Source organism: uncultured Methanobrevibacter sp. (assembly GCF_947169325.1).
Taxonomy (GTDB): Archaea; Methanobacteriota; Methanobacteria; order Methanobacteriales; family Methanobacteriaceae; genus Methanocatella.
The window spans coordinates 1-12,809 of record NZ_CAMVPN010000022.1 but is presented as its reverse complement, the minus strand read 5'-3'; the positions used below and the strand labels follow the sequence as shown (position 1 = coordinate 12,809).

At 38.1% G+C, this 12,809-nt stretch carries 14 protein-coding genes; 4 read left to right on the top strand and 10 right to left on the bottom strand.

The window, feature by feature from the left end; genetic code table 11:
* Positions 1-31 precede the first annotated feature (31 nt).
* Entirely contained in the window at positions 32-610 is a 579-nt protein-coding gene (gene tmk / locus Q0W26_RS04925; RefSeq protein WP_298523035.1) for a dTMP kinase, read from the top strand.
* Between the two features lie 110 nt (positions 611-720).
* Positions 721-1,356: a hypothetical protein gene (locus tag Q0W26_RS04920; protein ID WP_298523032.1), complete on the top strand. Its 636-nt coding sequence runs from the start codon at positions 721-723 to the stop codon at positions 1,354-1,356.
* An 88-nt stretch (positions 1,357-1,444) separates the two neighbouring features.
* Here Q0W26_RS04920 and Q0W26_RS04915 read toward each other — a convergent pair whose 3' ends face one another.
* From Q0W26_RS04915 to Q0W26_RS04895, 5 genes are all read right to left on the bottom strand, one after another.
* Entirely contained in the window at positions 1,445-1,654 is a 210-nt protein-coding gene (locus Q0W26_RS04915) for a hypothetical protein (RefSeq protein ID WP_298523030.1), read from the bottom strand.
* Entirely contained in the window at positions 1,655-2,617 is a 963-nt protein-coding gene (locus Q0W26_RS04910) for a tyrosine--tRNA ligase (protein WP_298523028.1), read from the bottom strand.
* 8 nt (positions 2,618-2,625) lie between these two features.
* Positions 2,626-3,669 carry a 60S ribosomal export protein NMD3 gene (locus Q0W26_RS04905; RefSeq protein ID WP_298523025.1) on the bottom strand — a complete coding sequence of 348 codons (1,044 nt, stop codon included), beginning with the start codon at positions 3,667-3,669 and terminating at the stop codon, positions 2,626-2,628.
* Between the two features lie 77 nt (positions 3,670-3,746).
* The gene (locus tag Q0W26_RS04900; protein ID WP_292606299.1) at positions 3,747-4,154 is read right to left on the bottom strand and encodes a translation initiation factor IF-2 subunit beta; all 408 of its coding nucleotides are present in this window, start codon (positions 4,152-4,154) and stop codon (positions 3,747-3,749) included.
* Positions 4,155-4,267: 113 nt separating this feature from the next.
* Entirely contained in the window at positions 4,268-6,271 is a 2,004-nt protein-coding gene (locus Q0W26_RS04895; protein WP_298523023.1) for a minichromosome maintenance protein MCM, read from the bottom strand.
* A gap of 128 nt (positions 6,272-6,399) precedes the next feature.
* Between Q0W26_RS04895 and Q0W26_RS04890 the strand changes: the two genes are divergently transcribed.
* On the top strand, positions 6,400-6,819 hold the full coding sequence (locus tag Q0W26_RS04890; RefSeq protein WP_298523021.1) for a hypothetical protein: 420 nt from the start codon (positions 6,400-6,402) through the stop codon (positions 6,817-6,819).
* Here Q0W26_RS04890 and Q0W26_RS04885 read toward each other — a convergent pair.
* Positions 6,816-7,451: an RlmE family RNA methyltransferase gene (locus Q0W26_RS04885; RefSeq protein ID WP_298523019.1), complete on the bottom strand. Its 636-nt coding sequence runs from the start codon at positions 7,449-7,451 to the stop codon at positions 6,816-6,818. The genes Q0W26_RS04890 and Q0W26_RS04885 overlap by 4 nt on opposite strands.
* 1 nt (position 7,452) lies before the next feature.
* On the bottom strand, positions 7,453-7,983 hold the full coding sequence (locus Q0W26_RS04880) for a metallophosphoesterase (RefSeq protein ID WP_298523062.1): 531 nt from the start codon (positions 7,981-7,983) through the stop codon (positions 7,453-7,455).
* Between the two features lie 140 nt (positions 7,984-8,123).
* On the opposite strand from Q0W26_RS04880, the gene Q0W26_RS04875 reads away from it, so the two are divergent.
* Entirely contained in the window at positions 8,124-9,215 is a 1,092-nt protein-coding gene (locus Q0W26_RS04875) for a formate--phosphoribosylaminoimidazolecarboxamide ligase (protein WP_298500141.1), read from the top strand.
* An 8-nt stretch (positions 9,216-9,223) separates the two neighbouring features.
* Here the strand turns inward: Q0W26_RS04875 and Q0W26_RS04870 are convergent, their stop codons facing one another.
* Genes Q0W26_RS04870 through Q0W26_RS04860 form a run of 3 tightly spaced genes read right to left on the bottom strand, consistent with a single transcriptional unit; the run spans position 9,224 to position 12,729 of the window.
* Entirely contained in the window at positions 9,224-9,685 is a 462-nt protein-coding gene (locus tag Q0W26_RS04870) for a hypothetical protein (protein WP_298523018.1), read from the bottom strand.
* 18 nt (positions 9,686-9,703) lie between these two features.
* Entirely contained in the window at positions 9,704-10,072 is a 369-nt protein-coding gene (locus Q0W26_RS04865) for a DUF5518 domain-containing protein (RefSeq protein WP_298523017.1), read from the bottom strand.
* A gap of 59 nt (positions 10,073-10,131) precedes the next feature.
* Positions 10,132-12,729, bottom strand: coding sequence for an ATP-dependent helicase (locus tag Q0W26_RS04860; protein ID WP_342765335.1), 2,598 nt, complete (start codon positions 12,727-12,729; stop codon positions 10,132-10,134).
* Positions 12,730-12,809: the final 80 nt, after the last annotated feature.

Genomic DNA, 12,809 nt, shown 5'->3' with positions numbered 1-12,809 from the left:
TTATATATTAAATTAAAACATATTCTATTTTATGTATATAGTATTTGAAGGAATTGATGGTGCCGGAAAATCAACTCAAATTCAAATGTTGGGCCAATGGCTTGAAGATAACGGATTTGAAGTTGAAACATTGGTCGAACCGACTGATTCACAGGTTGGAAAGTTAATACGCAAAATGCTGCAGAGGCCTGATGCGAAAACTGATGAAATTCAAAATATCCTCGCTTTGCTTTTCGCCGCAGACAGATTGTGCATCATGGATAAACTGGAAGATGAATCCAAAATCATCATCTCTGACAGGTCATTCATTTCATCTCTTGCCTATCAGAACAATCCAGAATGGGTGGAAGTTTTAAATAAACACGCCAAAAAACCAGATTTGCTTTTGCTGCTTGATTTGGATGTTAAGACATCAGTTGCAAGAACTTCCGGCGAGGACACTTTTGAAAATGAGGAATTTTTAGCTAATGTAAAGGAAAACTATTTGAAAATAGCCAAGGATTACGAGCACAAAATCATCGATGCAAACAACGGCGTGAATAAGGTTTCTTCAGACATTAAAAAGGCCGTAGCCCCATATCTGGGATTATGTCCCGACTGCATATTGTGAGCACATTACCAATCACGATATTGAAAATGCCTTTAAAACCGGCAAAATGTCTAAAGTATATAAATGACTATGTCTAATATATTAAGTAAAATAGTAAATTGAGTGATAAAATGGATAAAAAAGAAATGATAATAGCTGGAGTTGTTGTTGTCATTGCAGTTGTAGTTGGAGGTATTGTATTCGCCCCTAGTGCCGATGCAAAATTCACAACTATAGATGTATTAAACAAAGGAGACCTCGGACAGAACGGTACTCTTTACGTTAAATTAACTGACAACGAAAAAACTTCTTTAAGTGATAAAACGCTCCACGTTAAACTTACAGGCAGTAACGGTAAGGTTGTTTATGAAGAATCTGTTAAAACTCATGCTACAGGCGTTGCAATTGTAAAAGTGGAGAATGTCAGCGCCGGTGAATATGACCTTAATATTACCTTTGATGGAGACGGAAACTATTCAAGCAGTAGTATTTCACAAAAACTGACAATCAAGGGAGAGCACATTGAGGAGCAAGTGGATAATGCTACTCTGATTGAGGAAACAATTGCAGATGCTCAAGATTCATCCGATTCAGTTTCCCAACCTCAAACTTCATATTCCCAATCTTCATATTCAAGTTCCTATTCATCATCCTCATCATCCTCTTCAAGTAGTTCGGAGGATACATCAAATACCTATTATGATGAAAACGGTAATGAGATGTTGCCTGAGTATGATGAAAACGGAAAAGAAGTAGATCCGATTTAAAAACAGTTAAAATAACTTAAATTCCCAAAATGAATTATTTTGGGAAATATATTTTCTTTTTTTTTAATAAAATAAGTATGGAGAATAGCTATTCCCCTTCTAATTCTTTCAATCTTTCTTCAATAGCGTTAGCTAGGAATTCTTTCACTTTGACAAGCTCGTCATAGTCGCCAATCAGCACTGGGCCGAATTCGGTTTGTTCCAATTTGAAGTCAAATTTTTCAAATGCATGTGCGAGCATGGCTTCACCAACACCGTTAGGTATGCCCATTTGAAATTCCTGTTTTTCTTCTTCCATTTAATTTTCCTCCATGTATTCTCTTACAGGAGCAAAGAATTCAATTAAGAAATCTTTAATTCCATTTTTTAAATCCATAGGATGTAAATTTCCTTCGCTAAAGTCTTTGATTAACTCGTCATGGGTTAATTCAATATCTCCACCGAATTTTTCAGGTCTTTTAATAAGCAAAGTATCCTGATTTGGGAAAACAAAGGTTTCCGCAATTTCAATCATCGGGTTTCCTTCAACTTCCCCTTGAGGGCAGTAGCTTTTGTTAATCTTTTTGGAAATTACTTCAACGGAATCGTCCACTGCAATGTAGTTTCCTTTGCTTGAAGACATTTTAGCGTCACCGTCAAGACCGTGCAGCAATGGGGTGTGGATGCAGACAGGGACATTTTCGCCTATTTTTTCAAGGTTTTCTCTTGCCAACATCTGGATTTTTCTCTGTTCCATTCCTCCAAGAGCTATGTCCACTTCAAGAGCAGCCATATCCACAGTTTGCATAATAGGATAAATTACGCTGGCCACTTTCGGATTGTCATCTGCACGACTTACCTGATCCATACTTCTTCTGGCTCTTTTGAGTGTAGTCATTGTAGCTAATTGATAAACTTTATCTGTGTAGTCCGCATCGAGCTGAAATGATGAACCCAATACGTATTCGGTTGTTTCATCAAGTCCCAGTGCCTGGAAACATCTTTTGTTGTATTCAGCAGTCTCTGCAATTTCTTTAACAGTGCCTTTTCCATTTAAAAATGCATGATAATCTGCAAGAAGGATTTTAATCTTAAAACCTAATTTTTGAAGTTGCTTTAATTTTTGCACAGTCACTGCATGTCCTAAATGGATTTTTCCGGAAGGTTCATAACCTGTATAAGCTATAGGTTGCTCTTTTTTGAGAACTTCTTTTAATTCTTCTTCATCTATAACTTCCAGGGTTCCTTCTTTAATTAATTGAATTTTTTCTTCAATATTCATTTTATCACTTAACTCAACAAATAAATGTAATTATCGATTTTTATAAGATTTATTTCATCCCCAATATTGTAGTCTGCAAATTCATCTTTCATTTCCAAATCAACTGCGGAATAATCGCTTGGATCCAAAATCTGAATTATGCTTGGAGATTTTGATATGATTGTTGTGGTTTCGATTTCATCAGCTTTTTTGAGAAGTTCGATGTCTTCCATATTCTTCATTGGAATGTTGTGCTTTTTGTCAGCTTCGATGTCGATGGCAACGACGCTGTTTTTTCCAATGCTTGTCACCTGCATTATCTTGTTTTCGAACTTGATGAAATCATTGACTTCAAATTCAGGGATTCTTACTGAAATCCAAATCCTGTAAAGGCCTTTTCCGGTGGATTTGTCTTCGCTTATAAGTCTTGGAGATTCCTTTATGATTCCTCCAAATTCCTCTTTTAGGTTTTCAGCCACCTTCTTTCCGGATTTAAAAGATCCGATATAATAATCGTATCCTTCCTTTAGCTTAGCTATTTGAGGACAATATGCAAGTTTGTCGGATGAAGACTGCTTTATTAATGTCCTTTCAACCACTTCATCGGCTTTAGCATATTCTTCAGGTTTTATTTCTCTTTTATCTGCTCTGAACTGGACCACAGTTTCGTAATATCCGGATTGAATTTTGCTGCATGTTGGACACACTGTCTTTTGGATTTTAACTTCGCAGTCATGTGTCTCTTCAATTCTAACGCCATGAACTTCACCTGCGACTTCAACAAAACAGCTTGCCAATGTTCCTTTAATCTGGTCGATTTCCAGATTGATGATTTCATTTGAAACTTCATCAGCGATTTTTATATTTCTCTCAAGTGCTCTGTAGATGATTTCCTCTTCGGGAATGAACTCATCGCTCCATTTTCCTTCTTCGAGCTTGCTGTTGCAGTGGCTGCATATTTGAACTTCAATGCGTTTTGGAAGTTCAATCATCTGAAAATCTTTTAAAAAGCAGTCGATGCAAATTTCTCCGACCATTTCCTTATCGGTACTTCCACACTCTGGACAAAACATAATATCACTGGACTACCTCATTTATGACATTGAGGATTTCACGTTGCGGATTGTAAAAAATAAATAAAAAAGTAGAATTATAATGTTTTTAAAGGTGCTGTTGCACCGCATGCAGCACATTTAAGTAAGAATATTCTACCTTCTCTGATAATTCTGGTATCTGGTCTGTTGCATTCGTGGCAAATTACGTATTTGTCCACATAATCTTCAATTCTTTCGTTGATTAGGTAATGTGTAAATTTACCTTGCAAGATTGCTCTTTGACCTTCGATGTTTCCTGCAGTACCTAATTCTCTCATCAAGAATTTCAATAAATGCTGAGGGTCTCTGTTTAAACCTTCTGCAACATCTTTAAAGTTTTTGATAAAGGTTCTATTACCTTGGATATCTGAATAAGCTTTAGGAATTTTGAATCTTTTATGTTCAAATACTTCAGGAGGTAATTGGTCTATTGCTCTTTCTAATAAATCTTCATATTTGTCCATTTTATCTCTCCTATAAAAATTAGTATAAGTATAATATATTAAGTTTGATTTTAATCATTTATTAATGTATTGCTATTTAGCCATGAAACTGTATACTAAATTATTTTTTGAAATTATTCGATTATTCTGAATTGGCCGTGGGTAGGTTCGTAGATTACTCCTTTCTGTCTTAGATTCCTCACGATTTCTTCCACTTTTTCCTGGCTGACATCATATTTGTCGGCCATATTTGAAATTAAAACGTTCAAAGGAGCGTTTCCGGCATATTCCTCTTGGAGAAGTTCAATCTCTTCGGTTACTTTTTGTATTTTGTCCCTGTCGGATTTAGGAGTTCCTCCACCAATGATGTCCACGTCAATTTCTCCGGTTTCAGGATCAACACCAACTTCCTTAAGACATGCCATTTGCAGTCTGACTGCCTTTTCAGCGTCTTCCTTGTCAACTGTGTCCTTAAGCTTAATTTTGGCACTGGCTTCTGATAAACGGATTATAGCTTCCAGTTGCCTTGCGGTAATTGGCACAGGGGCCTGCTCTTCGGTGTTGCTGTTACGTGTATTTACATAAAACTCTCGTAAAACGGTGTTGGCCTCATCTGTCAGAACAGGATGGACGTTCTTACGTGCGTATGCAATATATTTTCTAAGCAATTCCGGTTCAATCTCATAATCAACAGTATTGGACTGGTGTATTTTTAAAATGTGCTCCGCCAATTTTGAGTCCCCTTCCCTGCTTGGCTTATCTTCAATAACGAAAATCAAATCGAAACGGGAAATAATTGGTGCAGGCAAATCGATTTGCTCTGCAAGCACTTTATATCTGTCAAATCTTCCAAATTTAGGGTTTGCAGCTGCTAGAACTGAACATCTTGAATTCAAGGTGGCCATGATTCCTGCCTTTGCAATACTTACGGTCTGCTGTTCCAGTGCTTCGTGAAGCGCAGATCTGTCTTCTGACCTCATCTTATCGAGCTCGTCAACACATACGTTACCCTGGTCCCCAAGCACCAATGCTCCTGCTTCCAGAGACCATCCTCCAAGCTCATCTCTAACTGCCGCTGCAGTCAATCCTGCTCCGGTTGTACCTTTACCACTTGTATAGATACTTCTTGGAGCAAGTCTTGAAACGTATTTCAATATCTGGGATTTACCGATACCGGGGTCCCCTACAATGAGAATGTGGATATCTCCCCTTAGTTTGGTTTCGTCTTCAAGCTGTTTTGCGGCTCCTCCGAAGAGCTGTAATGCGATAGCTTCTTTTACGTCCCTGTAACCTCTGATTGAAGGGGCGGTTGATTTGATAATTTTATCGTAAATGTGAGGGTCTTTTGACAATTCGATGATTTGTTCCTCATCCTCTTCAGAGAGCTGCAGTTCTTCAAATTCCTGTTCCAGCGGTTCGATATGATTCACGTAAATGTAATTTTTGAATTTGCCGCTTCTTTCCTCTCTGAATGTCTTCAAAACACCTGTAATTCTTACCTTGTCTCCAGGATTTAATTCATCCACCAAATCATCTTCCAAAACCATAAGCATCTGTTTCGGTTCGGTTCCTCCGGATAAGTTCTCTAAAGGTTCCTGCATTCTTGCGGTTTGGGTATCGATGTATTTTGATTCTTCCTGAAGCAATCTGAATGATCTTCCACCACATTCGCTACATAATGAAGGTTCGATAATTCTGTTTCCGGAACTCTGTTCGACTTCATGCAATCTCATACATCCTCTACATTCGAATACTCCAGTTTCAATACGTGGCCTTATTTCATCTGTCTTCCTTACGATTCCGTCTGCTGCAACAAATGTTCCAATATATTTACTCAGCAATGTCTTTAATGGAATGATATTGGATAGATTTGCAAATCTGATATTGATGTCAGCATCCTTTACGAGGGGGTCAATATTTTTTATTGCAATCTGTGCCGCTTCAATAACCTCTTCAGGTTTTTCTATCAGCAAATCCGCAAGGTCAGGATCAAATATTTCCAGCACATTGTAGTCTACAGTTAGTGATCGCTTATCAGGATATGTTTCGAGTATTTCGAACACGTCATCCTTGTATGATGTAGCGAAAAATTCTTCGAATTTTATGATTGATGTTTGAGATTTATTAGTGGAATTCATTATCTTAATATTATTATTTTCATACTTAAAAAAATGTTGCATTGCTTTAAATTTGGGTAAGAATTATATACTAAAATTAATAAATTTAATAGTTACATAAAAAATTATGTTTTATATTTGGGATAATTATGAGGAAATCAAAATTAAGCTTATTCAAATCTACTTCTATGTTAATTTCCGTCGTTGGAATTATCATGATAGTCGCAACAATCATTGTTGTGGCTTATGTAGGGTATAGCATGGTTTCATCAGGTATTACAAATGAGATATCCTCTGGCACTCAATATGATGAGCTTGCAGAGCTGAAAGCATCATATACAAATCTGTCAGTCAAGTTCGATAGTATCAAGGCCACTTATTATGCGGGCAGTTCTGATGACATTCAGACATACAACAATGCTAAGATAGAACTGGCTAGGGCGGATTCAGCGATTCAGAATGTTCAAAGTGCTCTTGATGCGAACATACCGTCCAATGAGGTTGACAGCAGGATTGTATTTGCTAAACAAAAACTTGATGCTGCCTACGATGCATACAATACACTTTAATTTTTATCCTTTTTTCTATTTTTTTTAGGTTTGTATCCAAGTCCCACAACGTACATTTCAGAACTTTTTTTACGTGATGATGCCGGTTTTGTTGTCTTTACCTGTCTGAATTTTCCTTTAAGTGAGTCAAGCATGGCTTTGTAGTCTGGGCCCTGAAAGACTTTCATTACCAGATTTCCCTTTTCTTCAAGGATGTTTTCGGCTATTTCAATCACTGCATTGGTCAGGTCAATTGATCTCAGCTGGTCGATGTTTTTTATTCCGCACAGTGACGGTGAGGCATCAGACATTACTACCTTTGCTTTTCCTCCAATAAGTTCCATAATCTTTTCCTGAACTTCAGGGGTTGTAAAGTCGCCTCTGATTCCATAATAGTTCTCTTCATGGAATTTCTTAAATCTGTTAAGGTCAACGCCGACGACGGTTCCTTCCTCGCCCACCTTCTCAAGGGCAACCTGTGACCATCCTCCAGGGGCAGCTCCAAGGTCGACAACTGTATTTCCCTGTTTGATGAGTTTGTATTTTTTATCCAGCTGTTTAAGTTTATATGATGCACGTGAACGGTAATCTTCTTTTTTAGCCTGCTTGTAATACGGATCGTTATGCTTTTCCACTTGCCATCTGCTTCCCATTTCAATCCCTCTTGTAAATTTCGAAATTAAGAGCACTGCATACAGGCGCTCCAATCTTGACGATTTCCACATCAACTTCCTTGTTGTTTATTTCCAGAAGCATCACGGTTCTGTCGGCCAGTCTTGGAACTATGGGGCTTCCAGGATTTATCAGTAAAACGCCGTCTGTCTTTTCTATTTTCGGTTGATGGGAGTGTCCTGTAACTAAAATGTCAACGTCAAGTTCCTTTGCCAGATACACCAGCTGCTGAGTGTCTGCTCTTGGATAGACTTCTCCGTGAGCAATTCCGATCTTTAGTCCTTCAGCTTCAATCACTTTCGCTCGGGGAAGGTCAATTCCATTGGCCCTATCCATATTTCCCTGCACTGCCATTACCGGAGCTATTTCTTCGAGTTTGTCAATAACGTCCAGTGAAGTCAAATCTCCCGCATGTATAATCAAATCAACATTGCTGAATGCTTCAAGCACATTTTGCGGCAACTCTTTTGCTCTGTCTGGAATATGGGTGTCTGAAATTAAACCGATTAACATTTTATCCTTTCCTTTGTAACTCATATTAGTATTTGTTCGTTATCATTTTTAATTTTAACTTAATTGTTTAAATCAAATAAAAACTCTTATTAATTCATAAAAATATATATAATATCATCATTCTTTTAGGAGAAGATATAATGGGAGAAGTTAAAAAGGAAGACATTTTGGATATTTTGGCTAAATATGACAAAAATGAAATAACAATAGCCACTCTCGGAAGTCACACCTCTTTGCACATTCTGCAAGGTGCTAAAGAAGAAGGGTTTAGAACAGCTATTGTTTGTGAAAAAGGTCGTGAAGTTCCATATCAACGTTTTGGTGTAGCTGACGAATACATCATCGTTGATGAATTTAAAGACATCGTCAATGAGGATGTCCAACAAAAACTTAGAGATATGAATGCAATTGTCGTTCCTCATGGATCTTTCGTTGCATATGCTGGACTTGACAACGTTGAGGACAAATTCAACGTTCCAATGTTTGGTAACAGGGATGTACTCAGATGGGAAGCTGAAAGAGATAAGGAAAGAGCACTTCTTGTTGAGGGTGATGTAAGAATACCGTTCAAATACAATGACCCTTCAGAAATTGACAGGCCTGTAATGGTCAAGTTCCCAGGTGCAAGAGGTGGAAGAGGTTACTTTGTAGCATCATCTACAGAAGAGTTTGATGCAAAAATTGAAGCCATGAAAGCACGTGGATGGTTAGAAGACAGTGATGTGGAAGCTGCACACATTGAGGAATACGTTTCCGGTTGTAACTACTGTATACACTATTTCTACTCCGCACTTGACGATACCGTTGAATTAATGGGTATGGACACAAGATACGAATCAAGTATCGACGGATTTGTAAGAATGCCTGCTAAAGACCAATTGGACATTGACTTAAGCCCATCTTACGTTGTAACTGGTAACCACCCTGCGGTAATCCGTGAATCATTACTCCCACAAGTATTCGACATTGCTGATAAATTAACCGAAAGTGCTAAAAAATTAGTTGCTCCTGGATTGAACGGTCCATTCTGTATGCAAACTTTAGTAAATGATAATTTGGAAGTAATCTGTTTTGAAATCAGTGCAAGAACTGACGGTGGTACAAACACATTCATGGATGGTTCTCCTTACTCCTACCTGACATATGGCAAACCAATGAGTATGGGTAGAAGAATTGCACTTGAAATCAAAAATGGTATAGAAAGAGATGAATTAGAAAAAATAATAACATAATTTTGTTATTATTTTTTAAATATTTTATCTACGTAACCGTTTTTTGCTTTTGTTGTTTTAACATTAGCTTTTTTCTTTTTATTTTTCTTTTTACCAATCTTTTGTTGTTTTTCGTATTGTTCCATTGCTTTTAATCTGCTTCTTTTTGCCCATCCTCCAACAAAACCAACGAATGCACCTACAATAAGAATTGTTAAAGCAACAGTTATTAGTCCATTTTCGGTTATGAAAAATCCGTCAAATTGTCCCATATATCCCTGAAATGTCAACACAATGATTGCTGTTGATGCAATTGCACCGCAAATTGTTGCATAGAGGACATTTTTTTGTCCATACCCTGCATACAACAGTCCTATTGATGCAAATGGATATAGCCAATCTGATATTTGCCATCCGAATAGTATAAATCCTCCAGCTATTCCCGCTCCAAATACTAATGCCTTAAAATTCACATCTCCAAATATGTCCATGTTTTATCTCCAAAAATTTTAATCTCGAGAAGCTATTGCTCCTCCAACGGCTCCGGTAATTCCCATTACTATTGCATAGTAAATCAAATTGTATACGACTGCCACTAAACTTGAAAGTCCAGAAACTGTAAATCCGGTCAGGCCTCCGAATATTCCGAATAAGCTGCCTCCAAATGTTGCAATTATGATGAACAGTACTGCACAGACTATTGTTCCCAATGCTCCGGCAACGGCTGCATTCCACAGACCGCTCAACATGCCATCATGGGCAATGTATCCTGTAATGAATCCTACAGCCAATAATCCTATGAATTCATAATGTGCAAAGAATGATTTTACAATAACTGCCAGTATAAAACCAACGATAACTGCTTTCCACTTGGTCATGAATAATCACCTTTTAATAGTTATTGTTTATTAACTAATATATGTATTTGTTTTTTAAGTTAATAAATGTCTTTTAACTTGTCCTTGATTTGGTCAAGTATTGCCTGATGCATTCTTTTTGTAAACTCTCCCTTGTCGTTTTGATTCAGCACGTCAAGGTATCCTTGTGAAACTAAATTGAATGCAAATGGACTTGGAATCACGGTATTAATTGTTTTTATTTCCATTTCTTCCCTGTCAATCATTTCAATTACCTTAAGGGCATTTTTGATGTCCATGTAGTCTTCAAGCGCTTCCCTTCTGGCTTCCTTTAGAATGGAGAAGTCATCATCCATGTCCTGCACGAACTTAAGAAGGATTTTTCCTCGCACTTGCTGGCGTCCAACTGATTTGGATTCTCCCTTGTAGTGCCTGAGCGTCATCAGTGACCTGCCGGCACAATGCCGGAATCTGGAAGCCAATGTTTCGGTTTTGTTCAGGGCCTTTGTCAGTATTATTTCAAAATTCTCAGGAGTCAGTTCCTTAAATGCTTCAAGACCTCCAATCTTACCGTCTGAGCTCAAATAAAATCCGTTGTCCGAAATGGAAATGGTGACGTTAATGTTATATCTCTGCGCCACGACATATGCTACCGCACGGGACAGTGCGTCATTGACCTTTCTTCCGAACAGCGAATGGAAAATCACGAATCTTCTTCCCCCGAAGCCCTTATAGTATTCAATCAACAGTTTTTGGGTATTTGGGATTTGGGCGTATTTGAACTGCTCCACAAAGTATTCGTAAATGGAATTTGCCGCAAAATCGTCAACATACAGATATTCGTGGATGAATTCCATGATTTCTTCCTTTGGTCTTCTGTATCTGAATTTCACGTCCATATGTGCTCTAAAGCGTTGGATGTCCATTGCAAGATCAAATGCCAGTGGCAGCTGCTGTGAAAACCATGATGGTATTGTTGGCGGTCCGTTTGCAGGCGTTACGTTGATGGTCATTCCCTTTCCGTAGTTGAAGCGATATGTTCTTCCTCCCAGGACAAATGTGTCTCCCTTTTTAAGGCGCTCCATGAACACTGCTTCGATTTTTCCGACAGTCTCTCCATTGCATTTAACCAGAACACCAGAGGAATCGGGGATGGTTCCGATATTTGTAGAATAAAGCATTCTTGCTAGCTTTCCACGTTTTCCAAAGGTGTTTTCCTTATAGTCAATCCATATTTTTGCATAGACATATCTCTCTTCAAGTTCCGGATACTCTCCGGCCATGTAACTTAGCACGTTTTCGTAGTCGTCTCTTGAGAGGTCCTTATAGCAATAGCTTTTTCTAATCACGTCATACGCATAGTCAATATCCCATGGATTTTCAATACTCATTCCATAGATGTGCTGTGCCAGAACGTCAAGACAGTTTGTTGGTATTGATATCTTGTCGATTTTGCCTTCCTTTGCATTCTTTAAAAGCACTGAGCATTCGACCAGATCGTCCCTGTCGGTAACTATGATTTTTCCGCGGGATTTTTCATGCAGTTTGTGTCCGCTTCTGCCTATTCTCTGAAGGGCTCTTGCCACGGATTTCGGTGAGTTTATCAGAACAACTAAATCTATATATCCAATATCGATTCCTAGCTCCAGTGAAGTCGATGAAACAACAGCTTTTAATTTTCCTTCTTTCAGCTTGTTTTCCGTTTCCAGCCGGACCTCTTTTGAAAGGGAAGAGTGGTGAGCCATTATGTTTTCATCATCATAGTGCATAGGATACATTTTCTTTAAATTATAAACAAAGCGTTCAGTTCCGCTACGTGTATTTGTAAATATTAGTGTGGTCTTGTTTTCCCAAATCAAATCATCCAACAGATCATACATTCCAAGCTTTGTGTCTTCCTCGTCCGCCAGGACGATGTCGCTTACAGGACACATAACTTCCATGTCAAGCTCTTTTAAATAGTTTATATTTACTATCTTGCAGCTTCGCCCAACTCCATATTCGTAGCCCACTAAAAATTTTGCTATCTCCTCAATTGGACTGACTGTTGCAGAAAGTCCTATTCTTGTGTACTGGCCCAGCAGATGCTGCAGCCTTTCCAGAGATAAGCTTAAATGAACTCCTCTTTTGTTTTCGGCTAAAGAATGGATTTCATCAATGATGACATATTTGACTCCGCTCAGCTTTTCCCTGAACTTCGGCGCTACAAGAAGAATTGACAATGTTTCAGGAGTCGTAATCAGGATGTGTGGCGGTTTTTTAAGCATCTTTTGCCTTTGGTATTGTGTTGTGTCACCTGTCCTGACGGCTTTTCTGATTCCTAAGCTTTTCCCCGCTATCTTTTCAATTCCTTTCAGGGGTTCATCAAGGTTCTTTTCAATATCATTGTCCAGTGCTTTCAGAGGTGAGATGTATATGCAGTAAACCTTGTCTTCCAGTTGGTCCTTTTCGGCCAGTTCGGTCAGTTGGCTGATTACTGATAAAAATGCGGTTAGTGTTTTTCCGGATCCTGTTGGTGATGAGATTAGTATGTTGTTTTTCTTGTGGATGTCGATAATTGACCTTTTCTGTGCGGGGGTAAAATCATCGAACTGTGAATCAAACCATTTTCTAACCCATGGGTGCAGTGTTTTAAATATTTGTTTTTTTGAATAACTTTTGGTTTGTTCTTCAATCATTTTTACCGCCATTTTTTGTTAAACTGTTAATTAATTTTATTATTGAATTTACTTTTATGTTTTTTTATTGCAAATTATAA

What these genes read in the sequence shown, in the direction of transcription:
- tmk (WP_298523035.1), top strand. Translation starts at nt 32, where the DNA reads ATGTATATAGTATTTGAAGGAATTGATGGTGCCGGAAAATCAACTCAA.
- Q0W26_RS04920 (WP_298523032.1), top strand. Translation starts at nt 721, where the DNA reads ATGGATAAAAAAGAAATGATAATAGCTGGAGTTGTTGTTGTCATTGCA.
- Q0W26_RS04915 (WP_298523030.1), bottom strand. Translation starts at nt 1,654, where the DNA reads ATGGAAGAAGAAAAACAGGAATTTCAAATGGGCATACCTAACGGTGTT.
- Q0W26_RS04910 (WP_298523028.1), bottom strand. Translation starts at nt 2,617, where the DNA reads ATGAATATTGAAGAAAAAATTCAATTAATTAAAGAAGGAACCCTGGAA.
- Q0W26_RS04905 (WP_298523025.1), bottom strand. Translation starts at nt 3,669, where the DNA reads ATGTTTTGTCCAGAGTGTGGAAGTACCGATAAGGAAATGGTCGGAGAA.
- Q0W26_RS04900 (WP_292606299.1), bottom strand. Translation starts at nt 4,154, where the DNA reads ATGGACAAATATGAAGATTTATTAGAAAGAGCAATAGACCAATTACCT.
- Q0W26_RS04895 (WP_298523023.1), bottom strand. Translation starts at nt 6,271, where the DNA reads ATGAATTCCACTAATAAATCTCAAACATCAATCATAAAATTCGAAGAA.
- Q0W26_RS04890 (WP_298523021.1), top strand. Translation starts at nt 6,400, where the DNA reads ATGAGGAAATCAAAATTAAGCTTATTCAAATCTACTTCTATGTTAATT.
- Q0W26_RS04885 (WP_298523019.1), bottom strand. Translation starts at nt 7,451, where the DNA reads ATGGGAAGCAGATGGCAAGTGGAAAAGCATAACGATCCGTATTACAAG.
- Q0W26_RS04880 (WP_298523062.1), bottom strand. Translation starts at nt 7,983, where the DNA reads ATGTTAATCGGTTTAATTTCAGACACCCATATTCCAGACAGAGCAAAA.
- Q0W26_RS04875 (WP_298500141.1), top strand. Translation starts at nt 8,124, where the DNA reads ATGGGAGAAGTTAAAAAGGAAGACATTTTGGATATTTTGGCTAAATAT.
- Q0W26_RS04870 (WP_298523018.1), bottom strand. Translation starts at nt 9,685, where the DNA reads ATGGACATATTTGGAGATGTGAATTTTAAGGCATTAGTATTTGGAGCG.
- Q0W26_RS04865 (WP_298523017.1), bottom strand. Translation starts at nt 10,072, where the DNA reads ATGACCAAGTGGAAAGCAGTTATCGTTGGTTTTATACTGGCAGTTATT.
- Q0W26_RS04860 (WP_342765335.1), bottom strand. Translation starts at nt 12,729, where the DNA reads ATGATTGAAGAACAAACCAAAAGTTATTCAAAAAAACAAATATTTAAA.